This is a genomic window from Asticcacaulis benevestitus DSM 16100 = ATCC BAA-896, assembly GCF_000376105.1.
In the GTDB taxonomy this organism is placed as follows: Bacteria; Pseudomonadota; Alphaproteobacteria; order Caulobacterales; family Caulobacteraceae; genus Asticcacaulis; species Asticcacaulis benevestitus.
The window spans coordinates 39,487-64,254 of the sequence record NZ_AQWM01000007.1 but is presented as its reverse complement, the minus strand read 5'-3'; the positions used below and the strand labels follow the sequence as shown (position 1 = coordinate 64,254).

Annotated in this window: 28 protein-coding genes; 17 read left to right on the top strand and 11 right to left on the bottom strand. The window is 59.2% G+C overall.

The features are described from left to right. Positions 1 to 38: 38 nt before the first annotated feature. Together B060_RS0110470 and bioB are read right to left on the bottom strand one after the other, a co-directional pair. A complete protein-coding gene (locus B060_RS0110470; protein WP_018081735.1) occupies positions 39 to 1,556 on the bottom strand; it encodes an AMP nucleosidase in 1,518 nt (505 codons plus the stop codon). Between the two features lie 25 nt (positions 1,557 to 1,581). Continuing rightward, complete coding sequence (bioB, locus tag B060_RS0110465) at positions 1,582 to 2,574, bottom strand: biotin synthase BioB (protein ID WP_018081734.1); 993 nt, start codon at positions 2,572 to 2,574, stop codon at positions 1,582 to 1,584. Between the two features lie 116 nt (positions 2,575 to 2,690). Between bioB and B060_RS0110460 the strand changes: the two genes are divergently transcribed. Both B060_RS0110460 and ahcY read left to right on the top strand, forming a co-directional pair. After that, positions 2,691 to 3,797 carry an aspartyl protease family protein gene (locus tag B060_RS0110460; RefSeq protein ID WP_018081733.1) on the top strand — a complete coding sequence of 369 codons (1,107 nt, stop codon included), beginning with the start codon at positions 2,691 to 2,693 and terminating at the stop codon, positions 3,795 to 3,797. A gap of 90 nt (positions 3,798 to 3,887) precedes the next feature. After that, entirely contained in the window at positions 3,888 to 5,279 is a 1,392-nt protein-coding gene (gene ahcY, locus B060_RS0110455) for an adenosylhomocysteinase (RefSeq protein ID WP_018081732.1), read from the top strand. A gap of 118 nt (positions 5,280 to 5,397) precedes the next feature. Here the strand turns inward: ahcY and B060_RS0110450 are convergent, their stop codons facing one another. Next, on the bottom strand, positions 5,398 to 5,820 hold the full coding sequence (locus B060_RS0110450) for a DUF3597 domain-containing protein (protein ID WP_018081731.1): 423 nt from the start codon (positions 5,818 to 5,820) through the stop codon (positions 5,398 to 5,400). A 79-nt stretch (positions 5,821 to 5,899) separates the two neighbouring features. Continuing rightward, complete coding sequence (gene cutA / locus B060_RS0110445) at positions 5,900 to 6,232, bottom strand: divalent-cation tolerance protein CutA (RefSeq protein WP_018081730.1); 333 nt, start codon at positions 6,230 to 6,232, stop codon at positions 5,900 to 5,902. 38 nt (positions 6,233 to 6,270) lie between these two features. Between cutA and B060_RS0110440 the strand changes: the two genes are divergently transcribed. Together B060_RS0110440 and B060_RS0110435 are read left to right on the top strand one after the other, a co-directional pair. Further along, a complete protein-coding gene (locus B060_RS0110440; protein ID WP_018081729.1) occupies positions 6,271 to 7,503 on the top strand; it encodes a putative DNA modification/repair radical SAM protein in 1,233 nt (410 codons plus the stop codon). Then, positions 7,500 to 8,321, top strand: a complete 822-nt coding sequence (locus tag B060_RS0110435) for a TIGR03915 family putative DNA repair protein (RefSeq protein ID WP_018081728.1) — start codon at positions 7,500 to 7,502, stop codon at positions 8,319 to 8,321. Before B060_RS0110440 ends, B060_RS0110435 begins: the two co-directional genes overlap by 4 nt. Positions 8,322 to 8,331: 10 nt before the next feature. Here B060_RS0110435 and B060_RS0110430 read toward each other — a convergent pair whose 3' ends face one another. Both B060_RS0110430 and B060_RS0110425 read right to left on the bottom strand, forming a co-directional pair. After that, positions 8,332 to 9,144 carry a class I SAM-dependent methyltransferase gene (locus B060_RS0110430; RefSeq protein ID WP_018081727.1) on the bottom strand — a complete coding sequence of 271 codons (813 nt, stop codon included), beginning with the start codon at positions 9,142 to 9,144 and terminating at the stop codon, positions 8,332 to 8,334. A gap of 61 nt (positions 9,145 to 9,205) precedes the next feature. After that, positions 9,206 to 9,724, bottom strand: a complete 519-nt coding sequence (locus B060_RS0110425) for a protoglobin domain-containing protein (protein ID WP_018081726.1) — start codon at positions 9,722 to 9,724, stop codon at positions 9,206 to 9,208. A 151-nt stretch (positions 9,725 to 9,875) separates the two neighbouring features. Between B060_RS0110425 and B060_RS0110420 the strand changes: the two genes are divergently transcribed. Both B060_RS0110420 and B060_RS24235 read left to right on the top strand, forming a co-directional pair. Further along, positions 9,876 to 11,012, top strand: coding sequence for a serine hydrolase domain-containing protein (locus B060_RS0110420; RefSeq protein ID WP_018081725.1), 1,137 nt, complete (start codon positions 9,876 to 9,878; stop codon positions 11,010 to 11,012). Then, a complete protein-coding gene (locus B060_RS24235) occupies positions 11,012 to 11,407 on the top strand; it encodes a hypothetical protein (protein WP_018081724.1) in 396 nt (131 codons plus the stop codon). Before B060_RS0110420 ends, B060_RS24235 begins: the two co-directional genes overlap by 1 nt. A gap of 3 nt (positions 11,408 to 11,410) precedes the next feature. Here B060_RS24235 and rarD read toward each other — a convergent pair whose 3' ends face one another. The 3 genes from rarD to B060_RS0110400 form a co-directional block, all read right to left on the bottom strand. Beyond that, entirely contained in the window at positions 11,411 to 12,313 is a 903-nt protein-coding gene (rarD, locus tag B060_RS0110410) for an EamA family transporter RarD (protein ID WP_018081723.1), read from the bottom strand. 116 nt (positions 12,314 to 12,429) lie between these two features. Beyond that, positions 12,430 to 13,458, bottom strand: a complete 1,029-nt coding sequence (locus tag B060_RS0110405; RefSeq protein WP_018081722.1) for an aspartate-semialdehyde dehydrogenase — start codon at positions 13,456 to 13,458, stop codon at positions 12,430 to 12,432. Between the two features lie 229 nt (positions 13,459 to 13,687). Beyond that, positions 13,688 to 14,089: a response regulator gene (locus B060_RS0110400; protein ID WP_155847607.1), complete on the bottom strand. Its 402-nt coding sequence runs from the start codon at positions 14,087 to 14,089 to the stop codon at positions 13,688 to 13,690. Between the two features lie 185 nt (positions 14,090 to 14,274). Here B060_RS0110400 and B060_RS0110395 point away from each other — a divergent pair, with 185 nt between their 5' ends. The 3 genes from B060_RS0110395 to B060_RS0110385 all read left to right on the top strand — a co-directional run bounded on the left by B060_RS0110395 (position 14,275) and on the right by B060_RS0110385 (position 17,636). Beyond that, entirely contained in the window at positions 14,275 to 15,129 is an 855-nt protein-coding gene (locus B060_RS0110395; protein WP_018081720.1) for an NAD(P)/FAD-dependent oxidoreductase, read from the top strand. A 99-nt stretch (positions 15,130 to 15,228) separates the two neighbouring features. Then, positions 15,229 to 16,329: an aromatic ring-hydroxylating oxygenase subunit alpha gene (locus tag B060_RS0110390; RefSeq protein WP_018081719.1), complete on the top strand. Its 1,101-nt coding sequence runs from the start codon at positions 15,229 to 15,231 to the stop codon at positions 16,327 to 16,329. 56 nt (positions 16,330 to 16,385) lie between these two features. Next, the gene (locus B060_RS0110385; RefSeq protein ID WP_157405631.1) at positions 16,386 to 17,636 is read left to right on the top strand and encodes a glycosyltransferase family 87 protein; all 1,251 of its coding nucleotides are present in this window, start codon (positions 16,386 to 16,388) and stop codon (positions 17,634 to 17,636) included. A gap of 7 nt (positions 17,637 to 17,643) precedes the next feature. Here the strand turns inward: B060_RS0110385 and B060_RS0110380 are convergent, their stop codons facing one another. Next, positions 17,644 to 18,318, bottom strand: coding sequence for a TetR/AcrR family transcriptional regulator (locus B060_RS0110380; protein ID WP_236621557.1), 675 nt, complete (start codon positions 18,316 to 18,318; stop codon positions 17,644 to 17,646). Positions 18,319 to 18,542: 224 nt separating this feature from the next. Between B060_RS0110380 and B060_RS0110375 the strand changes: the two genes are divergently transcribed. The 3 genes from B060_RS0110375 to B060_RS0110365 are packed head-to-tail and all read left to right on the top strand — an operon-like array spanning position 18,543 to position 19,886. Next, a complete protein-coding gene (locus B060_RS0110375) occupies positions 18,543 to 18,746 on the top strand; it encodes a twin transmembrane helix small protein (RefSeq protein ID WP_018081716.1) in 204 nt (67 codons plus the stop codon). Positions 18,747 to 18,801: 55 nt separating this feature from the next. Further along, positions 18,802 to 19,368: a cob(I)yrinic acid a,c-diamide adenosyltransferase gene (locus B060_RS0110370; protein WP_018081715.1), complete on the top strand. Its 567-nt coding sequence runs from the start codon at positions 18,802 to 18,804 to the stop codon at positions 19,366 to 19,368. Positions 19,369 to 19,382: 14 nt separating this feature from the next. Beyond that, positions 19,383 to 19,886 (top strand): hypothetical protein, encoded by a 504-nt coding sequence (locus B060_RS0110365; RefSeq protein ID WP_018081714.1) that lies wholly within the window; start codon positions 19,383 to 19,385, stop codon positions 19,884 to 19,886. Here B060_RS0110365 and B060_RS24230 read toward each other — a convergent pair whose 3' ends face one another. Continuing rightward, positions 19,887 to 20,189, bottom strand: coding sequence for a hypothetical protein (locus B060_RS24230; RefSeq protein ID WP_018081713.1), 303 nt, complete (start codon positions 20,187 to 20,189; stop codon positions 19,887 to 19,889). Between the two features lie 255 nt (positions 20,190 to 20,444). Here B060_RS24230 and B060_RS0110355 point away from each other — a divergent pair, with 255 nt between their 5' ends. The 5 genes from B060_RS0110355 (at position 20,445) to B060_RS24225 (ending at position 24,764) form a co-directional block, all read left to right on the top strand. After that, a complete protein-coding gene (locus tag B060_RS0110355; protein ID WP_018081712.1) occupies positions 20,445 to 21,191 on the top strand; it encodes an electron transfer flavoprotein subunit beta/FixA family protein in 747 nt (248 codons plus the stop codon). Position 21,192: 1 nt separating this feature from the next. Beyond that, complete coding sequence (locus B060_RS0110350) at positions 21,193 to 22,131, top strand: electron transfer flavoprotein subunit alpha/FixB family protein (RefSeq protein WP_018081711.1); 939 nt, start codon at positions 21,193 to 21,195, stop codon at positions 22,129 to 22,131. Between the two features lie 127 nt (positions 22,132 to 22,258). After that, on the top strand, positions 22,259 to 23,134 hold the full coding sequence (locus B060_RS0110345) for a 3-hydroxybutyryl-CoA dehydrogenase (protein WP_018081710.1): 876 nt from the start codon (positions 22,259 to 22,261) through the stop codon (positions 23,132 to 23,134). A 2-nt stretch (positions 23,135 to 23,136) separates the two neighbouring features. After that, the gene (locus tag B060_RS0110340; protein ID WP_018081709.1) at positions 23,137 to 23,586 is read left to right on the top strand and encodes a hypothetical protein; all 450 of its coding nucleotides are present in this window, start codon (positions 23,137 to 23,139) and stop codon (positions 23,584 to 23,586) included. Continuing rightward, complete coding sequence (locus B060_RS24225; RefSeq protein ID WP_018081708.1) at positions 23,583 to 24,764, top strand: DUF418 domain-containing protein; 1,182 nt, start codon at positions 23,583 to 23,585, stop codon at positions 24,762 to 24,764. The genes B060_RS0110340 and B060_RS24225 overlap by 4 nt, the downstream gene beginning before the upstream one ends. Positions 24,765 to 24,768 lie beyond the last annotated feature (4 nt).

The following is a 24,768-nucleotide window of genomic DNA, read 5'->3' as shown; positions in this document are numbered from 1 at the left end:
CTAGGCGTCCCCCCTTGCCAAAGTCTGCGACTTTGGACTCACCTGAAGGGCGGCTCGTCGAAGGCCCTGAGCTTGCGGCTGTGCAGTTTAGAGCCGAAATCACGCAGGATGCTGACCGTCTCGATACCGATCTGGATATGCTCGGCAATCGCTCGCTCGTAAAACAGATTGGCCTGACCCGGCAGTTTCAGTTCGCCATGCAGTGGTTTGTCGGATACGCACAACAGCGTCCCGTAGGGTACGCGGAAGCGATAGCCTTGCGCCGCTAGGGTGGCTGATTCCATATCGATGGCGATGGCGCGCGATTGCGAAAAGCGCTTGGCAGATAAGGAATATTTCAGTTCCCAGTTACGGTCGTCGGTAGTGACCAAGGTGCCGGTGCGCAGACGTTTCTTGAGGTCCTCGCCGTCCTGATGGGTAATGCGCACGGCGGCTTGGTGGAAAGCCTGCTGCACTTCGGCGATCGGCGGAATAGGAATCTCGATTGGCAGGACATCATCCATCACATGATCGTCGCGCAGGTAGGCGTGGGCCAGCACATAGTCGCCGATGCTTTGCGACGCGCGCAATCCGCCGCAGTGCCCGATCATCAGCCAGGCGTGCGGCCGCATGACCGCCAGATGGTCGGTGATGTTCTTGGCGTTGGAGGGGCCGACGCCGATATTGACCAAGGATATGCCTTTGTGACCTTCCGCCATCAGGTGATAGGCCGGCATCTGGTGCTTGCGCCACGGCGAGGCGGCGATGATATCTTCCGGATTGACCGTTTCCTTGGTGATCGTGAAATTGCCGCAACAGGACAGCGCCGTATAGGGGCTGTCGGGCAGTTTCAGTTGTTCCAGCGCGTAAGCGACGAAGACATCGACATAACGGTTATAGTTGGTCAGCAGGATATAGCTTTGCGTATGCTCGGCGGGCGTGCCGGTATAGTGGCGCAGGCGAGCCAGCGAAAAATCGGTACGCAGGCCATCGAAAAGCGCCAGCGGCCGGTGGCCCAGCGCGTCGATGAAGTCGATGCCGTCGGCCACTTCGTTGCCGATCAGGGCCAATTCGGTGGCCGGGAAATGCCTGGATAAGTCAATGGCGGAGACGCTGTTGAGATCGAGTCCGGCGCCATCAAGCACGTAAGGGTAGGGGATTTCCTGATCGGACAGCGACACCGAACATTCGGCGCCGTAATCGCGAATCAGCAGTTCGAGCTGTTCTTCGATATAGCTGCCGAAAACATCCGGTCGCGTGATCGAAGAGGAATAGGTGCCGGGCCGTGAGAAGCGGGCATAGGCGCGATTAACCTCCGGATGGCGGTTGTTGAGGATCAGCGCTTCGTCGTCTTCATCGAGCACACCTTTCCACACCACAGTCAGCTTGGGATAACAGTAGCGCCCAGCCTTACGTAGCGAACGCGACGGTTTTTCCTTCTGCTCCAGATAGGCGTGCAGATCGGCTTGCAGGGCGCTGACGGCATCGGCATAGATCGTGTGGAGCTGTGCGACGATAGCTGCCGCGGAAGGGGACGTCTTGTCCTTCTGCGCGGCCTTTTTCTTTTCTTTTTTCATGGCGTCTAAACTACCACATGGAATGTCAATTATCTATGACGGTGCCGATCGTCATCGGTCGCAAACCCAGTTCGCGCAGCAGATGGGCATCGGTGCCGCGCTGCGGATTGGGCGTGGTCAAGAGGGTGTCACCAATAAAGATTGAGTTTGCGCCGGCCATGAAACACAGCGCTTGTAGTTCCTCGCTCATCTCGTTGCGGCCGGCCGACAGGCGCACCATCGACTTCGGGCAGATGATCCGCGCCACGGCGATGGTGCGGACAAACTCCAAACCGGAAATGCCACCCTCAGCCCCCACCTTGTCACCCAAAGGCGTACCGGAAATGGCGACCAGGTTGTTGATAGGGATCGAATCCGGATGATGGGGCAGGGTGGCCAGTTGGTGCAGGAACGACGCCCGATCAGAACGCGCCTCGCCCATGCCCATAATGCCGCCGCAGCAGGTCTTCATGCCGACATCTGCCACGGCCTGCAGCGTATCGAGACGTTCCTGGTAGGTGCGGGTCGTCACCACGGACTCATAATATTCCGGCGACGTATCGAGATTGTGGTTGTAGTAATCGAGGCCGGCGTCTTTCAGCGACTGCGCCTGATCCGGTGTAATCATACCCAGTGTGGCGCAGGTCTCCAGCCCCATGGCTTTCAGGCCACCGATCATGGCGGCCAGGGCCGGCACGTCGCGGTCTTTCAGGTCGCGCCACGCCGCGCCCATGCAGAAACGTTGCGCGCCGCCCTCCTTCGCGGCCCTGGCTTCAGATAATACCTTTTCGACGGCCATCAGCTTGCCGGCTTTCAGGCCGGTGTCGAAATGCGCCGATTGCGAACAGTAGCCGCAATTTTCCGCGCAGCCACCCGTTTTCACAGAGAGCAATTGCGACAACTGCACTTCCGACGGATCGAAATGCTGGCGATGCACGCTGGCCGCCTGAAACACCAGCTCCATGAAGGGCAGGTCGAATAAGGCAGCGATCTCTGCGGTCGTCCAGTCGTGGCGCAGGGTAAAGGCGGGTGCGTTCATGGGGCAGGCTCCTTAGATATATGAGGGAGGTTTAGTCCAAACCTTGCTCCGGTCAAAGCAAAACCATATTTCCGCTTTCTTCGTGATATAGCGTCGCCGGCCAACCGGAGCTTTTCATGCACCTCAATCGACGTTTGTTTCTGGCCAGTCTGAGCGCCATGACCCTGGCCACGACCGTTCGTGCTGCCGAGGCCGGACGTATCGCCATGACGATGTCGGGTGATGGTTTCACCCTGCCCGTGCGCATCAAGGGACGCACCCTGATCGCCCTGTTTGATTGCGGCGCCACGCAAAGCGTCATCGATTCCGGCGTGGCGGCGGAGCTCGGTTTGCGTCCACGCAGCCGCATCGACGTCAATCTGGTCTATGCCGCCGGCCGCATGGCGGTGACCGCGCCGGTTCGCGTCACGCTGGGCGAAGCGGTCTTCACCCCCACCCTGGCACTGGGCCAGTTGCGTGCCAATGGCCGGCCGTTCGATGTGCTGCTCGGCTGCGATCTGCTGGAAGCCTTTCGGCTCGATCTCGATATCGCCACCGGCTATGCGCGTCTTTCGACAGATTATGCCGGTGATGTTCCAGACGGCATGTCGGCCATTCCACTGACCGCCTCATCGCATGGCCTCAGCGTTGATATCACCATCGAAGGCAAGCGGTTGCGCGCCCACGTCGATACCGGCAGCAATGACGCCCTGACGGTACGGCGCTCGTGGGCCGAAAAGCATGGCCTTCTGCGTGACCGACCGGTGTCGCAATGGATCAGTGCCGATCTTTCCGGCATCTACAAGATCGAGATGACCAGTATGCGCACGGTCTCTATCGGTGACTATGTGTTCGCCCATGTTCCCACTGGCATCGCAGAATTCCAGCAGGACAGCGATGCGGCCATTGGGGTCGAACTGTTGATGCGCTGTCATTCGGTGTGGAGCCTGGCAGCCTCGAAGCTATGCCTGTCGGCGACCGATGAAGCGCTTGCACGTCCGTTTGCCCGCGAACGCGCTGGCCTGGCCTACCTGCCCGATGCGCAAGGTCTTCGGGTGGTCTTTGTGGCGCCCGGCAGCCCGGCAGATCGCGCCGGCTGGAAAGCCAACGACATCATCACCGCGGTTGACGGCGGGCCTGCGGATGCCGCCGGTGACTGGAAACGCGATCCAGCGCGTCGCTCGGTGCGCCTGAGCACCGCCAGCGGCGAAACCCGTACTCTGGATCTGGCTGACTATTATTGATCATATAAAGATATCTTTATATCTTTATTGCCTTAATGCCTATCTAACGCTATAAGCGGTTACATATCTTACAAAACGGGACACCCCATCATGGCTGACTACATTGTCAAAGACATCTCGCTCGCGGCTTTTGGCCGCAAGGAAATCGACATCGCCGAAGGCGAAATGCCGGGCCTGATGGCCACGCGCGCCGAATTCGGCCCGACGCAAACGCTGAAAGGCGCGCGCATCGCCGGTTCGCTGCACATGACGATCCAGACCGCCGTGCTGATCGAAACTCTGCAAGCCCTGGGCGCCGAAGTGCGCTGGGCCTCTTGCAATATCTTCTCGACGCAGGACCACGCCGCCGCCGCTATCGCCGCCACCGGCACGCCCGTCTTCGCCACCAAGGGCGAAACTCTGGAAGAATACTGGGATTATGCCCACAAGATCTTCGAATGGCACGATGGCGGTTATCCGAATCTGATCCTCGATGACGGCGGCGACGCCACGCTGCTGTGCGTGCTTGGCCCGAAGGCTGAAAAAGACCTGTCGCTGCTCAGCAACCCGCAGAACGAAGAAGAAGAAGCGCTCTACAAGGTCATGAAGCGCTATATCGCCGAGAAGCCTGGCTTCTATTCGGCCATCGCCAAGGCGATCACCGGCGTTTCGGAAGAAACCACCACCGGCGTTCACCGTCTCTATGCCATGGCGCAAAAGGGCGAGCTGCCTTTCCCGGCCATCAATGTCAACGACTCGGTCACCAAGTCGAAGTTCGATAACCTCTATGGTTGCCGTGAATCTCTGGTCGACGCCATCCGCCGCGCCACCGACGTCATGCTGGCCGGCAAGGTCGCTGTTGTCCTCGGTTATGGCGATGTCGGCAAGGGTTCGGCTGCAAGCTTGCGTAACGGTGGCGCCCGCGTCATCGTCACCGAAGTCGATCCGATCTGCGCCCTGCAAGCCGCCATGGAAGGCTATGAAGTCCGCACCATGGAAGAGGTGGCCGCAAACGCCGACATCTTCGTCACCTGCACCGGCAACAAGGACGTGCTGCGCCTTGAGCATATGCGCGAGATGAAGCACAACGCCATTATCTGCAATATCGGTCACTTCGACTCGGAAATTCAGGTCGCTGCCCTGAAGAATTTCAAATGGGACGAAATCAAGCCGCAGGTCCACCATGTCGAATTCCCGGATGGCAAGAAGATCATCCTGCTTTCGGAAGGCCGTCTGGTCAATCTCGGCAACGCCACGGGCCACCCGTCCTTCGTGATGTCGGCCTCGTTCACCAACCAGACCCTTGCGCAGATCGAGCTTTGGACCAACGCTTCGAAGTACGAGAAGTCGGTCTATACCTTGCCGAAGCATCTCGATGAAAAGGTCGCGCTGCTGCACCTGGCCAAGCTTGGCGCCAAGCTGACCGTGCTTAATCAGGAACAGGCTGACTACATCGGCGTACCGGTCGACGGTCCTTACAAGCCGGATCACTATCGCTACTAAGGGGTTTGGGGCCTTTGGCCCCAAGTCTTCTCTCTTTCAATAAAAAAGCCTCGCCCTTTCGGGTGAGGCTTTTTTATTGAAGCAGTCAGGTTTGTGGGGTCACGGACCCCACGCCCCATTAGTTCTTCAGTTCCGACGGCACCTTGCCGCCATTTTCGGCCAGCTTCTGCATGACCTGCTTGTGCAGCCAGACATTCATAGCGCCCGAATGGCGAATATCGCCGGTAAAGCCCAGTTCTTCAGCCAGGGCCTGACGAACGCCAAGATCCGACTCCAGCCCGATCAGCTTCAACAGGTCGACGATCGACATGCGCCAGTTGAACTTCGGATCATGCTTGGCGTTTTCCTGATCGAGAATGGCCGCGACATCGACCTGCTCCATGACCGGCGCCGGCATCGGGTCCACCATGGTGGTGGCCGGTGCAATGGCTTCGGACGTATGGAGAGACTCTTCGGCCGGTATCGGTTGCCGTGGCGCCGGAACAATCTGGTCGCCGTGTTTGTGAAAGATGAAATCCTTGATTTGGCTAAAAATGCTCATAAGCTTTACTCCGTCGTGCCAAACCCCCTGCCTGTCTCTGTAGGCCAGTCGATTGTAAAAATGCGATAAGGGCTTTGCGTCAAACCTCAAGGGATTCGCGCAACCACGCCGCATAATCCGCGCTGGCCCAGGCCACCCGCACGGCGAGAATTTCCGGTACATCATAGCTGTGATGCTGCTTGACCAGCTTTTCCAGCATCGGCAGCTTTTCCAAGAGGGTCTTGGCGGTCAGCATGATCTCATTGGCCGTATCGATCCCGCCCTTCCAGCGGTAGGTCGAACGGATTTCATGGCTCTGCACGCAGGCGGCCAGTCGCGCCGTCACCAGCAGACCGGTCAGGCTCTGGGCTTCGGTTTCATTGGCGCAGGCAATCGAAACGGTAACAATATCGCTCATATCGTCAGCATACATCTATTGACCCATTTGCCAAAAGAACATAACATGAACAAATGAAAAAGACGCTTAAGGCTCGGCTGGCTATTCTTTCCGACGCGGCGAAATATGATGCGTCCTGCGCCTCATCAGGCACCAGCAAGCGCGACTCCTCGGCTTCCGGCGGCCTGGGATCGACCGAAGGCTCTGGCATCTGCCACGCCTATGCGCCCGATGGCCGCTGTAGCTCGCTGCTCAAGATTCTGATGACCAATTTCTGCATCTATGACTGCGCCTATTGCATCAACCGGTCGTCGTCCAATGTCGAGCGCGCGCGCTTTTCGCCGGAAGAAGTGGTGTGGCTGACGCTCGAATTTTACCGTCGCAACTACATCGAGGGGCTGTTCCTGTCGTCCGGAATTATCCAGGGTTCCGACTACACCATGGAGCAGATGGTGCGGATCGCCCGTGACCTGCGGCTCAAGCACAATTTTCGTGGCTATATCCACCTCAAGACCATTCCCGAAGCCTCGGCCAGACTGATCGAGGAAGCGGGTCTTTTCGCCGATCGTCTCTCGATCAATATCGAACTGCCGACGGATGCCGGGGTCGAGGCCTTCGCACCGCAAAAGCATCCGGCCAATATCCGTCGCTCCATGGGTGAACTGAAAGCGAAGATCGACGAGGCCAGCGAGCCAACCTTGCAGACCAAGCGCCGCAAGCGCTTTGTGCCGGCGGGCCAAACCACGCAGATGATCATCGGCGCCGATCAGGCCAGTGACGCCACTATCCTGGGCGCCAGCGCCGGTCTTTATGATCGTTACCGGATGCGGCGTGTCTATTATTCGGCCTTCTCGCCCATTCCCGATGCCTCGAAGGCCCTGCCGCTGATCAAACCGCCCCTGATGCGCGAACACCGCCTCTACCAGGCCGATTGGCTTTATCGGTTCTATAGTTTTGGAATTCATGAAATTACCGCCGCGCGCCCGGACGGGATGCTTGACCTGGCTGTCGATCCGAAACTGGCCTGGGCGCTGGAAAACCGCGCACGCTTTCCGGTCGATATCAATAAGGCCGACAAGGAGATGCTGTTGCGCGTGCCTGGCTTTGGCGTCAAGACGGTGACCGCCATTCTCAATACCCGCCGTTTCAAGCGTCTGGCGCTTGACGATCTGGCGCGATTGAAGGTGTCGATCAAGAAGGTGCAGGCCTTTATCGAGGCCGCCGGCTGGACGCCCGCCAAGCTGATCGATCGCGCTGATTTGCGCACTATGTTCCTACCCGAACCTGTGCAACTGAGCCTTTTATGAGAGTCGTTCTACGTGCCCGTGGTGACTTTGGCGAATGGCGTGACACCGCGCGCGGTCTGCTGGCGCAGGGCGTAGATCCGCGTGATATCGACTGGCTCAGCGAAGAAGCTGTTGGTCAGGAGTTGTTTCCGCCAGTGCCGGCGCCCAGATCCGCAGCCCATCGCGTCTCCGTGCCGAAGGACTTCCTGCCGCTGGCCGAAAGCCTGATCTGCCACAGCGATTTGGCGCGATTTGATCTCGCCTATCGTCTGCTGTGGCGGCTGCAAAGTGATAAAAACCTGCTGCTGATCAAGTCCGATCCGGACGTGGAGCGCGCTCATGCGCTCAATCGCTCGGTCCACCGCGACGGTCATAAGATGCACGCTTTCGTGCGCTTTAAGGAAGTACCGGCGCCAGGGCTGCGTCGCGCCTTTGTGGCCTGGTTCGAGCCGGATCACTGGATCGTGGCGCGCAATGCTGGCTTCTTCCAGCGCCGTTTCACCGATATGGACTGGATGATCGCCACGCCTAAAGGCTCGATCGTCTGGGATGGTGAAAGCGTGCGCTTCTGCGATGAACCGGCCGAGCAGCCCGATATCATGGACGACGCCGATGATTTATGGCGCACCTATTACGCCAATATCTTCAATCCGGCGCGGCTCAAGGTGAAGATGATGCAGACCGAGATGCCGAAGAAATACTGGAAAAATCTGCCGGAAGCCGTGCTGATTCCCGAACTGATCGTTGGCGCCGAACAGCGCGTGCGCGAGATGGCCGAACGCGCCGCCAGCAACAGCGCGCCCGTTTTTCATGCTCGGCTTCAGTCTCGCAAAACCTGAGCCGCCGACCTTATGGTTTTTTGAATTTCAACGTCATGCGATCCGATTCCCCGATGGCGTCATAGTGCGCGCGCTCGGCCTCGGTCAGGGTGCGGGCGTCATTCTTGCTCTGGCGCACAGGTGGAAGGGTCCAGACACCGAAGGGATGGTCGCGGGTATCCTTCGGATTGGCGTTGATCTCGGACTTGCCATCAAGCACGAAGCCAGCCTTTTGGGCGGCGGCGATCACGTAGGATTCCGGCACGTAGCCGGTGCCGGCCTTCGGGTCGGAGCCTTCAGGCGCGCGGTGTTGCTCCACCGCCAGGATGCCGCCGGGCTTCAAGGTGTCGAAGAAGATCTTCATATAGGTGTCGGTGGTAGCACCCTGCCTCGACCAGTTGTGGAAGGCGCGCGCCACCAGCAGGAAGTCGGCGGAATTTGCCGGCAGGTCGCTGCCGTCCGGCGTCAGGGTTTTGGTCGAAACCGTGCCGTAAACGGATGTATCGGCGACCTCTTTCCAGAAGTTCTCATCCTTGGGATTACGCAGGGCGGCGATGTAATGGCCGCCGGTCGCCTTGGCGTAAGGCGCGAGGATTTCGGTCCACCAGCCCTTGGCGCCGGGATCGACCTCGACGATTGTCATGCCCGGCTTGAGGCCCCAGAAGGTCAGGGCATCGACCGGATGGCGATAGGCGTCGCGGGCCTTATTGGCCTCGCTGCGCCAGGCGCCACCTACGGCAGCGGCAAGCGCCGGATCGGCGGCGAACGCGGGCAGGGCAGAGGTGAGGCTGAGGGCGGCGAATGCGGCGACAAGGGTACGGCGGCCGATATAGGGCGTGGGCATGATGTCCTCCTGTTTTGTGAATGGATATCAAATTCATCCAGGCTTGTCGCCTCACAATTGGTCAGAGATAGATGCTGTTGGTATTATCGACATAGGCCGTGATGGCGCATTCCATGTCGTAGATCAGTAACCGTGACATATCCTGCACCAGTTGAAAGGCGGCCGAAGCCGGCGCGTCGGGAAAGTGTTCGGCGTAGCGATCATGGATGAGTGTGCCAAGCGTGGTCATCAGCACGCTGTAGGAGGCTATATAGAGCTTGGGTGGCAGGCCCAGGCGATAGTGCGCCATGCCGACGCGTAAAACGGAGTCGTGATAGACGTCGTCAAAATTCGCGGCGGTGATCAGGGCCCAATGCTGCGACTGAAGGCGCTTGGCCCTGACGATGTGGTCGGCATCGGTGAAAAAGGCCCTGATCGCGTCATAGCCGGTGATGTGGGTATAAAACTGATCCATGGCCTCTGGCAGCAAGGCCATGATGAAGGCCTGATGGCTGGCGGCATGAGCGCGGCATCTGTCATCGATCTGGTACAAGGACAACTTGGTGGCGCGGTCCATGTCGGTGGCGGTGAGATGGCTCATGGGTTTGTACTCCTTACTGGTACGCGATAATCACAAACTTTATAAGGGTATAGGGGTTTAAGGGTTAACTAATCCCTGTTGCGGTTTGCCCTGAGGCTAAATATACCACTACATAGACACAGTCGTTTCAGTATCCGTCCGGAGATCGTTCATGGCCGAAAGCCCGCTTGAGATTGGTGGCGTCTGTCCGCCGAAATTTGCCGCCGTAAAGGACGCCTTCGCGGCCAATTTTAAAGAGGGCAAAGAACGCGGCGCGCGATTTTCGGCGGTGATCGAGGGTGAGGCGATGCTCGATATCTGGGCCGGTCAGGCCGACCGCGAAGGCGCCGTGCCGTTCAGCGATTCGACTCTGACGCCGGTGTTTTCGACCGGCAAGGCGGTGATGGCGGTGCTGATCGCGCGGCTGGTTGAGGCCGGCAAGCTCGATTACGAAACGCCGGTATCGCACTATTGGCCGGAGTTTGGCCAGAACGGTAAGGCCGGCATTACGGTCGGGCAACTGATCTCGCATCAGGGCGGTTTGCCGGGGTTCTCGCCGCCGCAGGACCCGATGATCTGGTTCGATGTTGAGGCCACCCTGAAAGCTCTGTGCGAGCAGGCGCCCTTGTGGACGCCGGGTGAGGGGTCGGGCTACCACCCCATCGCCGGCGGTTATCTGCTGGGCGAGGTTTTTCGTCGCGTTGATGGCCGCAGCATGGGCACGGCCCTGAGCGAAGATATCGCCGGCAAGTTCGGTCTCGATCTGATGATCGGTACGCCCGATGCGTATGCCCCGCGCATCGCGGTCATGCAGAAACCGACCACCGCGCCTGATCTTGGCACGCTCGATGCCATCAAACAGGCGGCCTTTCTCGATAAGGGCTCGGCCCCTGCCGGCAAGGGCTCCGCGGATTGGCGCCGTATGGAGATTCCATCGGCCAATACGCACGCCACGGCGCTCTCTCTGGCGCAGTTTATGGGTATCGTCGCCAGCGGCGGCTCGCTGCAGGGGCAGCGCATCCTGTCGGTCAGCACGCTGGGGCAGGCGACGCGCGAACGCGTCTATGGTCAGGATCGCGTCCTGCCGTTCAAGCTCTCCTGGGCGGCGGGCTTCCTGCGCAACACCGGCCTCAAGATCTATGGGCCGAATGACCGCGCCCTGGGTCATAGCGGCTGGGGCGGCTCGTGCGCCATGGCCGACCCGGAGAAGCGCCTGAGCGTCGGTTATGTGATGAACAAGCAGTCGGCCTATCTGATCGGCGATCCGCGTCCGGTCGGGCTGATCGACAAGCTGTATGGCTGTTTGTGATGAAGGCAAAACGTCCTTATAAGCTTCATACCAATCATGAGTTGAAGCTTATGCTGGCGGGAACCAAGCCTTTCGCGGCCTTTTCGTACCGTGCAGGCGAGGATGAAGCCTTTTATTTGGGCGACCAGCCTTTTCAAAGGCATGTAAAAAATGGCCAGTTAATGCGCTATGATTGGGTTTGTACCCAGCAAGGGGTGGAACTACACTTTGTCTTGTTCGCCCTGCCAGGAGAGGAGTGGCGGTTCAAGGCTTACGAGTTGATGCGGCGACTGTCTGAACAATGTGGTTGGGATGATACGCTGGAGCGCATGGAAGGCACCTTGCGCGGTTACACGGATGAGCAGAACGAATGGCACGTAGCCAATCGTGACCATTACGAACTCCATCGTAATTAAAGGCTAAATTGCAGCCACCTTGATCGCCTTCAACCGTCTCCACGCCCCAAACGCAAACACCATCGCGCCAGCCCAGATAAAGGCGAATGACACGCCGCGCAGCAGGGTGAACGGCTCGCCCTGGAACAGGCCGATGACCAGTGTGCTGGTCGGGCCAATAAACTGGATAAAGCCCATGGTCGAAAGCGGCAGCCTGCGCGCCACATAGGAAAAGAGCGCCAGCGGCAGCACGGTTATGGGGCCGGTCAGGATGAACCAGAAGGCCTGTGACGGCACAAAGAAGTGTCCTTGTCCGTGGGATTCAAACCATACCAGATAGATCAGCGCCGGCAGAAAGAGATAGGCGCATTCGACGAACAGGCCCGCCAGCGCCGGCACGACCAGTTGCTTGCGCAGGATGCCGTAGGAGCCAAAGGTCACCGCCAGGGTCAGGGCAATCCACGGCACATGGCCGATGGCGAACGCCTGGATAACAACGCCTGCGGCTGCCAGTGCGATGGAGCTCTTGCCCCAATTATCGAGGCGCTCTTTGAAGAGCACCGCGCCGGCCGCCATGTTCAATAGCGGGTTGAGATAATAGCCAAGCGAGGACTCGATGGTGTGGCCGTTGGTCACCGCCCAGACATAGACGCCCCAGTTGGTCGCTACCAGAATCGAGGTGATCAGCAACATGGTGCGCAGATGCGCTGAGGCAAAGGCCGCGAAGACATCGGGCCATTGCTTCGTCAGGAAGACGAGGCCGCCTGCCCACACCAGCGCCCATACCGAACGATGGGCGATGATCTCAAGCGCGCCACCGCCAAAGGCATGAATCGGCAGGTAGAACAGCGGCACGAAGCCCCAGATCAGGTAACAGAAGATGGCCAGGCTGATCGGGGAACTGAGCCGTGAGGTAAGCGTAGGCATGGACGTATATCCAGAAAAGAAAGTGCCAGAGGCACCTTTAAGTTCCTCAGAGCAAAACGAAAAAGCCGGCGGAACCATCTGGTTCCGCCGGCTTCAAACATCACGATTTGTGAAATTTAAGCGTCTACGGAAACGATAACACCGCGCTCGTCGAGCAGTTGTGCGATCTGCACGGCGTTGAGCGCCGCGCCTTTACGCAGGTTGTCCGAAGCGCACCAAAGGTTCAGGCCATAGGGTACGGTCGGGTCGTTACGGATGCGCGATACGTAGGTGTCGAACTCGCCGACCACTTCGATCGGCGTGATGTAGCCGCCGGGCTCGCGCTTGTCGACCACGGCGACGCCGGGGGCTTCACGCAGGATCTCGCGGGCTTCGCGCTCATCGAGCGGGCTCTCGAACTCGACATTGATCGATTCCGAGTGGCCGACGAACACCGGCACGCGCACGCAGGTGGCGGTGACCTCGATGGTCGGGTCCATGATCTTGTGGGTTTCCACGACCATCTTCCACTCTTCCTTGGTCGAGCCGTCTTCCATGAAGACGTCGATGTGCGGAATGACGTTGAAGGCGATCTGCTTGGTGAACTTCTTAGGGGTCTTGTCGCCCATGCCGTAGATGGCCTTGGTCTGATCCCACAGTTCGTCCATGCCCGCCTTGCCGGCGCCGGCCACCGACTGGTAGGTCGAAACGACGATACGCTTGATCTGCGCGGCATCGTGTAGCGGCTTCAGAACCGTCAGCATCTGGATGGTCGAGCAGTTCGGATTGGCGATGATGTTCTTCTTCTTGGCGTGCCAGACCGCATCCGGGTTCACTTCCGGAATGATCAGAGGCACGTCCGGATCCATGCGCCAGGCCGACGAATTGTCGATAACGATGGGGCCGAGCTTGCCGATCTTTTCCGACCAGGCCTTGGAGACGTCGCCACCGGCGCTCATCAGCACGATATCGACCTTTGTGAAGTCGAATGTTTCGAGGTCGAGGCATTTCAGGGTTTTTGTGCCAAAGGAAATCTCAATACCCACCGATTTACGCGAAGCGACCGCGTAAATATCTGTGACGGGGAAGTTCACTTCTTCAAGGATCGTCATCATTTCACGACCCACAGCGCCGGTGGCGCCGACTACGGCGACCCGATAACCCATACTACCACTCCTTTTTAAATGTGCGCTACCGCTCCGCTGCTTGAGCGCGCCGGGCGCCTGGGCGCTTCGCGCGGTCGGATACAGTGACCGGGAACACGCAGACAGTCTGCGCAGGGCGCAAATGAGCCCTTTTCAGGCGTTTTACAAGAACGAATTGCTAACCGGTGGGTTATTGGCGGCTAATGTGTTGGATTTGGGGGTATTTTTAGCGCCCAATCTTTAACGCCCTTTAGCGCCACGCCTGCAGGCCATGGCGGTTGGCGGAGCGCAACACGCCATCGAGCGCGCCAATCAGCGCTTCGGTGGTGAAGGGCTTGCTGAGATGACCGTCGCCGCCAGCTTCAAAGCCTTGATCGACATGTTCGGCACTTTCATTACCACTCAGAAAAAGGATGGGCGTGTAGCCGAGGTTGTGGCCGTCTTCCATCTGACGAATGGCCTTCACCGCCTTGATGCCCGACATCACCGGCATTTCCATATCCATGAGGACGGCGTCATATTCGTTGATTTGGTACGCTTCGACGGCTTCAACGCCATCGGCGGCGAAATCGACGTCGATACCGGTCGGTGCCAACATGAGATCGATCATCTTGCGCAGGGTCGAATTGTCTTCAACGCACAACAGTCTCACAACCTTATCCTCCACTTGGGCCGGTTCATGGGGTGATGAAACGTGGCCTGTAACATTCTTATACAATACGTGTCTTATCCAAACCTGAACAAGGACATTGCTTTTTTATACGGCTCATTTTGAGAAAAAGACGGGCCGCGAAGGATTTTCCTGCATAAACTATGCCCGTGATTCAGGACTTACGCATGAGCGGCAACAAAAACAGAGATGTGATCATTATCGGTGGCGGACCGGCGGGCCTGTCGTGCGCCATCTGGCTGAAAAAGTTAGGTTTGGCGCCTGTGCTCCTCGAAGCCTCCGATCGATTGGGCGGACTGCAAACGCGCAGCCCCTATGAGAATCTGTGGATTCCGGGGGTGCAGGGCCGCACCGGCCAGGAGGTCGCCGCCAGCCTTGCCGCCCATGCTGATGCTTTAAGCGTTGAAGTGCGCATCAATACGCCGGCACTTTGGGTGTCCGAAGATGGTCTGGCGATGCAGACGGACGCGGGCTTTCTGTTCGCGCCCTATCTCGTCCTGGCGACGGGCTCGACGCCGCGCGCCGGCCGATTTCGACCGGCCGCTAATGTCGCTATTGGGCCGGGCGCGGCGATGGAGGCGCTGGAGGTGAGGGGCCGCAAGGTCGCCATCCTTGGCGGCGGCGATAACGCCTTTGATCAGGCGCGGTTTGTGCGCGATCGCGGTGGCCAGGTGACGATTGTCTCTCGCAAGGCTCCGCGCGCGCAGAAGCTGTTGCAGAACATGATCACCGATGTGCGCGTTGTTATCGGCGATTACACGGCGGATCAGGTCGGCATGACGGTCAATGGCGAATCGTTCGATGCGTTTGGCGTCATGTATGGCTTCGAGGCGGTGGTGCCTGAGGGCTTGGACCTGCGACGGCTGGACGGCTATATAGATGTCGATCGCTTCGGCGCAACCAGCGTCCCTGGCGTCTATGCGTGCGGCGAGGTCACGAACTACTGGCATCCGTGCGTCACCACCGCGGCGGCGCATGGGGTGCAGGTGGCCAAACAGATATCGTTGATATTGGCGAGGTAGGGGGCAGCATTTTTTGCCGCAGTGCGAAAATGTCGCGCTGTTTGCGGTTTCGGGCTATGCTATCTATATTGCCGATACTGTCACAGCCGAAGATGCCCCATGCCTGATCAAGCCGCCCCTGCCACCTCTGCAAAAATCGCCTTCGGACAGGGCTTCCTGAAGGATTGCTGGTGGTTTGCCGCGCTCTCCGGAGATCTGGTGGCCGGTAAGCTGCAACGTTATGTTATCCTTGGCGAACCCGTCCTGCTGGCGCGCGATCTTGATGGCCACGCCTACGCTGTGCGCGATATCTGTCCGCACCGCGCCGCACCCTTATCCGCCGGCGAGATGGTCCGCGATGGCAAGGGCGGTGGCTGCGTCGTGCAGTGCTGCTATCATGGCTGGACCTTTGACACGCAGGGCACCTGCAAGAGCATCCCGTCACTGACCGCCGATCAGCCTATGGATGTCGAAAAAATCCGCGTGCGCAGCTACGCCATCCGCGAGCAACAGGGCATTGTCTGGATCTATATCACCGCCGATCCGCGCCGCCCCGCCGAGCCTGATCATGAGCCGCCTATTCTTCCCGGTGTGGTAGGTGGCAAACCTATTATCGTCGAGACTATGGATTTCGACAGCCATATCGACCACGCCGTCGTGGGCCTGATGGACCCGGCGCACGGTCCCTATGTGCATCAGCAGTGGTGGTGGCGCTCGGCCAAGAAGCAGCTTTCCAAGATCAAGCAGTTCGAGCCGCGCGAGTTCGGTTTCTCGATGGTGCGCCACAAGCCCTCATCCAACAGCCGGGCCTACAAGATCCTTGGGGGCGCGCCGGCCACCGAGATCACCTTCCGTCTGCCGGGCATCCGCTATGAGCATATCGAGATCGGCACGCAGCAGGTTCTGGGCCTGACCTGCCTGACGCCGATTGACGACAACAGGACGCGCATCACACAGATCTTCTGGTCGGATCACGGCCTCTTCCGCTTTATAGCGCCTTTGTTCCGCTTCGGCGCCAAGGCCTTCCTTAAACAGGACGGTAACATGGTCAATCTGCAGAATGAGGGCCTGAAATACGACAGGTCACTGATCTGGATCGATGACGCCGACACCCAGGCCAAATGGTATCAGCAGATCAAGCGCGAATGGATGCAGTCGCGCGCTGAAAAGCGCCCGTTCGTCAATCCGGTGAAGGCCACGACCTTAAAGTGGACGTCTTAACCGCCATTTGAGCTTTTAATGTCATGGTGCCGGTTCCTGCTGCCGGAGACCCGCTTTTGGCCCTCTCAAACCACTTATCCCAGATTCGTGACGCCGACTGGCTGAACGCCAGAAGCGCACGTCTCTACGCCCTGATCGCCTTCGTGCTGATCGGTATTCTGCCGATTGTCACGCGTCTGGTGACGGGGGATGGCTTGATCGACAGGTTCGGGGTGCCGTTCGGCGGCGATTATATCAGCTTCTACACCGCCTCCAAACTGGCCCTCGCGGGTCATGCCGCAGATGCGTGGCGGCCGGAGCTGCACAAGGCCGCGCAAGACACGGTCTTCGATCGTCAACTGAATGGCTATTGGGCTTTCTTCTATCCGCCGGCCTATTTGCTGGTCTGCCTGCCTCTGGCCCTTCTGACCTATGGCTGGTCAGTCGTGGTGGCCATGGCGACCACGACTCTGGCCGCTGTCAAGCTGCTGCACCTGTGGATGAAGCGCATGATGCCGGATATCACGGGCGTCTGGTTGCCTTTGATGGCCTTTCCGGGCCTGTGGATGAACATTGCCTGCGGGCAAAACGCCGCCCTGACTGCGGCCATTATGACGGGCGGTTGCCTGCTGTTGCAGCGCGCGCCGGTGCTCTCCGGACTGGTGTTCGGCCTGCTGGTGATCAAGCCGCAACTGGCCATCGCCATTCCGTTTGTTCTGGCGGCCGACGGGCGCTGGAAAACCTTTTTCGCTGCCGCTTTCAGCGCCGCTGCCCTGTCGCTGGCGGCCTTCTTCGTGGTGGGTCAGGAAGGCTATATGGCCTTTTTCGCCGATAGCCATCTGGCCCGCGAAACCCTGGACAAGGGCCTGGTCGAGACCTCGGCTATGCAAAGCGCTTTTGCAGGCCTGAAGCTCATCGGCCTTCCGAACGGGGTAGCCTATGCCGGCCATGCCCTTATTGCCCTGACGGGCCTGACGTGGTCGGTCTTTATCATACGCCGCTACCGGCCCGATGCGTTGTCTCTGGGCGCCTTGCTGGTGTCCGTCACCCTGCTTCTCAGCCCGTTCCTGGTGAATTACGATCTGATGCTGCTCGCGCTGCCGCTGGCCTGGCTGATCGTGCAAGGCGCGCACCAGCGGTTTCGGCCATGGGAAAAGATGGTGTGCGTCGGACTGTATTTACTGCCGGCGCTGGCGCGCGGCCTGACCGACATGACGCATATACCTGTCGGCGCGTTGATGGTGGGCGCGATGTTTATGCTCGTCCAGAGCCGGATAACAAAAACGGCGGACATAGAGATGCCCGCCGTTTTGAAACCTGCCATTTAGGTCAAGATCAGGCGCTTTTCAGCGCCAAAACAATCATATTGACCTGAATCGTCAGGTTCTTGCTCATGGCGTCAAGATCGAAGCCGCCGGTTTCATCGGTGGCCTGAAAGGCGCGGCGCATATTGGCGAAGCACAGGTCCTCAAGGATCAGCGAGGCGCAGTCGAGTTCGGCTTTTTGTGGCAATTCCGTGCGAGCCTGGGCCGCTTTTAGCGTATCGAGCAGGACGAAGCGGATCATGTCGCTCATGCGGGCCACGTCGTTGACGTTCGAAGCGCCCTGGCTCCATTTCATGACAAAGGCCGAGAGGATCAGGCGGGCATTGTTCTGGGCCACTTCGTAGCCGCGCAGGAGTTGTTTGTGCAGGCGGCACACCAGATCGAGCTTATCATCGTGGGCCTCGCGCATGGCGCTGACCACACGTACGTTCTCACTCTCGATCACCGTCAGGAAAATCTCGTTCTTGTCGGCGAAATTTGCGAACAGGGCGCCTGTTGAAAGACCTGCGCCGCGCGCGATGTCACGCAGGGTCGCCGCTTCAAAGCCGCGTTCGCGGAAAAGCTGGGTCGCCGAGTCAAGAATCTTGAGGCGATTACGTTCTTTAGATTTGGCGCGGCTGCCGAGCGGCACGGGTGCCTCCTCACGGTTCACGGGGGTGGCTAAAGTCTTGGGGAGTTCATACATACGCTTCTACTCGAAACACAAAAAGTTTACCTATAGGGAAGGGCTATCCGGCCTTGCTCCCTACTTAGTATACGGTTTGGCCTATTACAATGGACGCTAGTGTTATTTTATACGTTGTCATGAAGTACGCACAAACCAAGGCTTTTAACGATCGGCAATACGAGTTCCGTCGTGGCTTTCTATAAAAATCTCGACTTTTGGCTATAAAAAGGCGATAGAGCATCATGCGCGACATTCTGCTTCCCTTGGCCCTCGTGGCGATGTTTTCTGTGCTGGTCGTTCTGGGGATCGGCCTATTCAGCCTCGTGCGCGGCGGTACGTTTCGTGAAAACTGGTCCAACAAGCTGATGCGTCTGCGGGTGCTGTTGCAGGCCGTCGCTATTGTCCTGCTGCTCCTGACCGTCTGGGCGACACAGCATTCTTCTTAAAGCTGCTGTCCAAATGAGATTTGGCGAATCCGGCGCTGCCTGTTACTGAGGCCGCATGGTCAAGCTCAACAAAATCTATACCCGCACCGGTGACGACGGCACCACAGGTCTTGCCGACGGTTCGCGCCGCCTGAAAAATGATCCGCGTCTGGTCGTGATCGGTAGCGTGGACGAAACCAATGCTGCTATCGGACTGGTGCGGCTTTATAGCGCCGCCCGGCCTGACCTTGATGCCCTGCTGGCGCGGGTGCAAAACGACCTGTTCGATCTCGGCGCCGATCTCGCCACACCTTCGGATGATATCTCGTGGCCCCCCATCCGCATCAAAGCGCATCAGGTAACCGCGCTGGAAGAGGCGCTGGATGCTTATAATGAGCCGATCGCGCCTCTGACGTCGTTCATCCTGCCCGCCGGATCGCCTCTGAGTGCGCATCTCCACATGGCGCGCACCATCGCCCGCCGGGCAGAGCAGGATTGTGTCACGCTTTTAAAAGTTGAGGGTGAAGCGGTCGGGCCGGAGGTCGTCAAATACCTCAACCGTCTGTCCGACCTGTTGTTCGTGCTGGCGCGCCATGCTAACGATCAGGGGCGCGCCGATGTGCTATGGGTGCCATCTAAATAGCTTTTGAGGAAACGATGTCGAAAACCTTCACCGCCACGCTTTTTGCCTTTTCGTGTTTGACGCTTATCGGTTGTGACGGCCACAAGGCCGATGGCGGCAGTGCCAGACGTGATTTCGCGCCGGACCCGGCCAGCGCTTTCGACGCGTCGTTCGAAATCACCCCTGCCGCCCTGGCGCGCATGAAAGCACAGGGCACGAACCTGGTGCTCGACGTTTCCTATTATGGCTACCCGACCGAAGCCGCGCGGCCCAAGGCCAACCAGCTTCGCCAGATCGACCTGGGTCAGGAAAAGGTCGTCGCCAATCTTGCCACGCCGAAGGTGCATTTCCTCGGCAAGCTCGATAAGGCGGGGCTCAGCGATGTCACCAATGCAGAGGCCATGGTGCTGCTCGATGGCTATAGCGTCACCAAGGTCGGCGCCAAGGATGATCAGGTGACGTGCGGCTATTATCGCGCCCGCATCGATCAGGCGCAGGCCAAGGTGCCTGTCCTGAAATGCGACATTGCAAGGCCCTGATTATTTAGAAGCGGTCGCGGCTTCGGCAGGAGCATCAGCTTGCCTGACGGCGCGGGCATTGCTGGCCTTGCGTGCATCGTCGTGGAAATCGACCTTGACCGGTTCGCCCGGCCTGCGGCCGGTGATGGTCGAGATGGCGATCGGCGCATAGCATTTGCGATACTTCCATGAGAACCAGCCTTCGGCCGCTTCACACTTCTTGTTCGGGATGCTGTAAAGCCAGCTATAGGCCAGGATACTGGCGCTGATGAGGCCGAGCAGAAGCACGAACACATATTTGAGTTTGCCGATCTGGCTGGGCATGGGCGATCCGGAGCGTTTTGATAAGTGTAACTTGACGCGAACGTAAAGATGGGTGTACTCCTTTATGCGCCAAACGCGACATGAGGGCAATTGAAAATCACCACTTTCGATGGCGAAAGCGCCTGCAAAAGTCCCCGAAAGCGGCTTTGGGAGATTGACTTTGCGAACGCGGATCGTCACTTAGTCGCCAACCGATCACGCCGTTCCTGACGTTATTCAGGGCAGGCGGAAAAATTATTGCAGAGGTTAAATGCCATGAAGATTTTGGTCCCGGTGAAGCGGGTGCTGGATTACAACGTCAAGGTTCGCGTGAAAGCGGATCAGTCGGGTGTCGATCTGGCCAATGTCAAGATGTCGATGAACCCGTTCGATGAGATCGCGGTCGAGGAAGCCGTCCGCCTGAAGGAAAAGGGTATTGCCACCGAGATCGTGGCGGTGTCCATCGGGCCTGCGCAGGCCAAGGACACCATCATTACCGCACTGACGATCGGTGCCGATCGCGGCATCCTGATCCAGACCGATCAGGATATCGAGCCGCTGGCCGTCGCCAAGCTGCTGAAAGCTGTGGCCGAGGCTGAGCAACCCGACCTGATCATCATGGGCAAGCAGGCCATCGACGGCGATAACAACGCCACTGGCCAGATGCTCTCCACCCTGCTTGATTGGCCGCAAGCCACCTTCGCCTCGAAGGTTGTGGTCGAAAACGGCGAAGCGCACGTCACCCGCGAGGTCGACGGCGGTCTGCAAACCCTCGGTGTCAAGCTGCCGGCGGTCATCACCACCGATCTGCGCCTCAATGAGCCGCGCTATGCTTCGCTGCCCAACATCATGAAGGCCAAGAAGAAGCCGCTGGAGATCAAGGCGATCACCGACTACGCCGTCGATGTGGTGCCGCGTCTGAAAGTTTTGAAAGTGACCGAGCCGCCCAAGCGTACCGCCGGCATCAAGGTGGCCGACGCCGCCGAACTGGTCGCCAATCTCAAGTCCGCAGGAGTTCTGTAATATGGCCGTTCTCGTTATCGCCGATCACGACGGCGCCCACCTCCGCGACACCACCAACAAGACTCTGACCGCCGCCCTGCAACTGAGCACCGATGTCGATGTGCTGGTCTATGGCGACGGCGTGCAATCGATCGCCGATGCCGCTGCCAAACTGAGCGGCGTCCGCAAGGTGCTGCTCAGCCAGTCGGCCGACCTCAAGCAGGATATCGCCGAAGACGTTGCCGCCCTGGTGACCGGCCTCGCTGCGAACTATGACGTCGTCGCCATTCCGGCCTCGTCGGCAGGCAAGAACTTCGCCCCGCGTGTCGCCGCGCTCCTCGATGTGTCTCTGCTCAGCGATGTGATGGAAGTGGTCGACGCCAACACCTTCGTGCGCCCGATCTATGCCGGCAACGCGCTGGAAACCGTCCAGACTTCGGAAGCCAAGAAGGTCATGACCGTCCGCACCACCGCTTTCAAGGCGGCGGCGGAAGCGGAAGGCGGTTCAGCGACGGTCGAAACCGTCGCCGCGCCAGCTTCCAAGGCCGGCACGCGCTTTATCTCGGAAGAGAAGGTCGTCTCCGACCGTCCGGAACTGGGCGCGGCGAAGATTGTCGTCTCCGGTGGTCGTGCGCTCGGCTCGAAAGAAGAATTCGACGCCGTGATCGATCCGCTGGCCGATAAGCTCGGCGCGGCTGTTGGTGCCTCACGCGCCGCGGTTGATGCTGGTTACGCCCCCAATGACTATCAGGTTGGCCAGACCGGCAAGGTTGTGGCGCCGGCGCTCTATATCGCCGTCGGCATTTCCGGCGCGATCCAGCATCTGGCGGGCATGAAGGACTCAAAGGTGATCGTGGCCATCAACAAGGATCCGGAAGCGCCGATCTTTTCGGTCGCCGACTATGGTCTGGTGGCCGATTACAAAACCGCCGTGCCCGATCTGATGAAGGCGCTGGGTTAACTCTCTTTGTCCCTCCCCGACGTGTTCGGGGAGGGACAAGTTTGTGGCGCATCCCTTTTCCGTATTGCCTTGCGCCGGGCTGCGCACTATCTCCATATGAACGACAGATTCAGGTAAGGCGGACAGCATGACCATTAAAACCGTAGGCATTATCGGTGCCGGCCAGATGGGGGCGGGGATCGCCCAGGTTTGTGCGCAGGGCGGCTACGATGTCCTGCTCTATGATGCCTCCGCCGATGCCGTGAAGGCCGCGCTTGCCCGTACCGAAAAAGGGCTGAACCGTCTGGTCGAGAAGGAAGCCATCACGAGCGCTCAGGCCACCGACGCGCTTTCGAAGCTGATGCCCGCCGGCGCCATCTCGGACCTGAAGGACTGCGATCTCGTCATCGAGGCCGCCACCGAGCGCGAAGAGGTCAAGAACGCCATCTTCAAGGCGGTGTGCGAACACCTGAAGCCCGAAGCCCTGCTGGCATCGAACACCTCGTCGATCTCGATCACTCGCCTGGCCGCCGCCACCGACCGTCCCGGCAAGTTCATCGGCCTGCACTTCATGAATCCGGTGCCGATCATGAAGCTGGTTGAGATCATCCGCGGTATCGCTACCGATGCCGGCACCTACGAAATCGCCGTCGAGTTCGCTAAGAGCCTTGGCAAAATCACCGCCAATTCCGAAGACTTTCCGGCCTTTATCGTCAATCGCGTCCTGATTCCGATGATCAACGAGTCGATCTACACGCTCTATGAAGGCGTAGGTACGGTCGAGGCCATCGATACGGCGCTCAAGCTCGGCGCCAATCATCCAATGGGCCCGCTCGAACTGGCCGATTTTATCGGTCTCGATACCGTTCTCGCTGTCATGAACGTGCTTTATGACGGTCTGGCCGATTCGAAATACCGCCCGTGCCCGCTGCTGACCAAATATGTCGAGGCCGGCTGGCTCGGCCGCAAGACCGGGCGCGGCTTCTATGATTATCGCGGCGAAAAGCCGGTGCCGACGCGCTAGACATGAACACTCCGGGGCTCAGCTATCGCCAGCCTGAAATGCGCTGGATGATCATATCCGCCATCGCGGCCCTGTGCCTGCATGGCTTGTGCTGGTTTGTCACCCGCGTGTTGTGGGGCGATCCCAACGCCGTCGAGGAAACCCAGCGCCAGATGACCCTGGCCCTGACCTGGATGGTCTGTGTTCTGGTGATGTGGAAGATTTCGCTGCCGCCGTCGCGCCTGCATGCCACGCTCGGCGTGCTGATGTATGCCCTGTTTGTTGTCACGCTCGGCACGGCCGCCGCCCTGATCAAGCTGGTCTTCGTCGATGGCTATGGCTGGGGTGCTGAGCTGCTCAAAACCTTCTCCATGGTCGGCATCATGCTGTTCCTGACTCAGATGTCGCTGGCCGTGCCCTCGGCGATCCTGCTGCAAAGCCTGGCGCTGAAGCGCATGCCCCAAGCGCAATGAACGCGCGCATCAGGTCGCTCGATTACCTGCGCGGCCTGAGCATCCTCGGCATTCTGCTGGTCAACGCCATTACCTTCGCCCAGCCGTTCGATGTCTATGTGCTGCCGCGCCTGTCGCCGGTGCCGCTCAGCCATGACGATCTGATCGTCTGGTGGCTGACCGAGACCTTCTTCAAAGAGAAGTTCATCACCGGCTTCACCCTGCTGTTCGGGATCAGTCTCTATCTGGTCGGGCGCGACCGTGATTCTGCCCAACCTGCCTACCGCACCGCCTTGTTCCGCCGGCTGTCATGGCTTGTGGTGTTTGGTCTGATCCATGGTGCGCTGATCTGGCACGGCGATATCCTGCTCTCCTATGCCCTGACCGGCTTTGTCTTCTGGCGCTGGCAGGACGCTTCGGCGCGCAAGCTGCTGATCTGGGGCGGCCTGCTGTTTCTGGCAGGCGAGGCGCTGCTGCTCGGACCGAATATCTGGCATCAACTGGCCGGCGATGTGGCGACGGAAACGGCGGCTGATTTTGGCCCGCTGATCGCCCGGATGCGCGGCGGCTTCTTCGACTCGCTGGCGCAGAATGCCGAGGTGTGGGCGCAGGGCGAATTCGCCGAGATCCTGGGCTATATGCCGACGACCCTGGGCCTGATGATGGTGGGCCTTGGCCTGTTCAAGGCGGGCATTCTGAGCGGTGACGCCAGCACGCGGACCTATATGATCCTGATGACGGTTGCGGCCATCTGTCTGTGCCTGATCGGCTGGCAGTCTTATGTGATCATGAAGCAGGCTTTTCCGTTTCCGCAGATTTTCGGTCTTTATGCCGTGGCCAACAATCTCCTGTGCGTGCCGGTGGCGCTGGGCTATGCGAGCGCGCTGATCCTGCTGGGACGGATGCGGCTGGGCGCATGGCTGCTATATCCGCTGGCCTGCGCCGGGCGCATGGCCTTCACCAATTATCTGATGCAGTCGCTGATCATGACGGGGCTTTTCTACGGCGGGCGCGGCATTTTGGGATTCGGTGGCTGGTTCGGCGAGATGAACCACGCGGCGCTAGTGCCAATCGTGGTGGGCATCTGGATCGGCCAGCTTGTCGTCAGCACGGTCTGGATGTCGGTATTCCGCTATGGTCCGTTCGAGTGGGGCTGGCGGTGTTTGACCTATGGGCCCTGGATGAGGCTGGCGAAGTAGCTAT

What these genes read in the sequence shown, in the direction of transcription:
- B060_RS0110405 (WP_018081722.1), bottom strand. Translation starts at nt 13,458, where the DNA reads ATGGGTTATCGGGTCGCCGTAGTCGGCGCCACCGGCGCTGTGGGTCGT.
- B060_RS0110460 (WP_018081733.1), top strand. Translation starts at nt 2,691, where the DNA reads ATGCACCTCAATCGACGTTTGTTTCTGGCCAGTCTGAGCGCCATGACC.
- rarD (WP_018081723.1), bottom strand. Translation starts at nt 12,313, where the DNA reads ATGCCTACGCTTACCTCACGGCTCAGTTCCCCGATCAGCCTGGCCATC.
- bioB (WP_018081734.1), bottom strand. Translation starts at nt 2,574, where the DNA reads ATGAACGCACCCGCCTTTACCCTGCGCCACGACTGGACGACCGCAGAG.
- B060_RS0110340 (WP_018081709.1), top strand. Translation starts at nt 23,137, where the DNA reads ATGAACACTCCGGGGCTCAGCTATCGCCAGCCTGAAATGCGCTGGATG.
- ahcY (WP_018081732.1), top strand. Translation starts at nt 3,888, where the DNA reads ATGGCTGACTACATTGTCAAAGACATCTCGCTCGCGGCTTTTGGCCGC.
- B060_RS24235 (WP_018081724.1), top strand. Translation starts at nt 11,012, where the DNA reads ATGAAGGCAAAACGTCCTTATAAGCTTCATACCAATCATGAGTTGAAG.
- cutA (WP_018081730.1), bottom strand. Translation starts at nt 6,232, where the DNA reads ATGTATGCTGACGATATGAGCGATATTGTTACCGTTTCGATTGCCTGC.
- B060_RS0110435 (WP_018081728.1), top strand. Translation starts at nt 7,500, where the DNA reads ATGAGAGTCGTTCTACGTGCCCGTGGTGACTTTGGCGAATGGCGTGAC.
- B060_RS0110430 (WP_018081727.1), bottom strand. Translation starts at nt 9,144, where the DNA reads ATGCCCACGCCCTATATCGGCCGCCGTACCCTTGTCGCCGCATTCGCC.
- B060_RS0110420 (WP_018081725.1), top strand. Translation starts at nt 9,876, where the DNA reads ATGGCCGAAAGCCCGCTTGAGATTGGTGGCGTCTGTCCGCCGAAATTT.
- B060_RS0110355 (WP_018081712.1), top strand. Translation starts at nt 20,445, where the DNA reads ATGAAGATTTTGGTCCCGGTGAAGCGGGTGCTGGATTACAACGTCAAG.
- B060_RS0110470 (WP_018081735.1), bottom strand. Translation starts at nt 1,556, where the DNA reads ATGAAAAAAGAAAAGAAAAAGGCCGCGCAGAAGGACAAGACGTCCCCT.
- B060_RS0110370 (WP_018081715.1), top strand. Translation starts at nt 18,802, where the DNA reads ATGGTCAAGCTCAACAAAATCTATACCCGCACCGGTGACGACGGCACC.
- B060_RS0110365 (WP_018081714.1), top strand. Translation starts at nt 19,383, where the DNA reads ATGTCGAAAACCTTCACCGCCACGCTTTTTGCCTTTTCGTGTTTGACG.
- B060_RS0110375 (WP_018081716.1), top strand. Translation starts at nt 18,543, where the DNA reads ATGCGCGACATTCTGCTTCCCTTGGCCCTCGTGGCGATGTTTTCTGTG.
- B060_RS0110395 (WP_018081720.1), top strand. Translation starts at nt 14,275, where the DNA reads ATGAGCGGCAACAAAAACAGAGATGTGATCATTATCGGTGGCGGACCG.
- B060_RS0110350 (WP_018081711.1), top strand. Translation starts at nt 21,193, where the DNA reads ATGGCCGTTCTCGTTATCGCCGATCACGACGGCGCCCACCTCCGCGAC.
- B060_RS0110390 (WP_018081719.1), top strand. Translation starts at nt 15,229, where the DNA reads ATGCCTGATCAAGCCGCCCCTGCCACCTCTGCAAAAATCGCCTTCGGA.
- B060_RS0110440 (WP_018081729.1), top strand. Translation starts at nt 6,271, where the DNA reads ATGAAAAAGACGCTTAAGGCTCGGCTGGCTATTCTTTCCGACGCGGCG.
- B060_RS24225 (WP_018081708.1), top strand. Translation starts at nt 23,583, where the DNA reads ATGAACGCGCGCATCAGGTCGCTCGATTACCTGCGCGGCCTGAGCATC.
- B060_RS0110380 (WP_236621557.1), bottom strand. Translation starts at nt 18,318, where the DNA reads ATGTATGAACTCCCCAAGACTTTAGCCACCCCCGTGAACCGTGAGGAG.
- B060_RS0110425 (WP_018081726.1), bottom strand. Translation starts at nt 9,724, where the DNA reads ATGAGCCATCTCACCGCCACCGACATGGACCGCGCCACCAAGTTGTCC.
- B060_RS0110345 (WP_018081710.1), top strand. Translation starts at nt 22,259, where the DNA reads ATGACCATTAAAACCGTAGGCATTATCGGTGCCGGCCAGATGGGGGCG.
- B060_RS24230 (WP_018081713.1), bottom strand. Translation starts at nt 20,189, where the DNA reads ATGCCCAGCCAGATCGGCAAACTCAAATATGTGTTCGTGCTTCTGCTC.
- B060_RS0110450 (WP_018081731.1), bottom strand. Translation starts at nt 5,820, where the DNA reads ATGAGCATTTTTAGCCAAATCAAGGATTTCATCTTTCACAAACACGGC.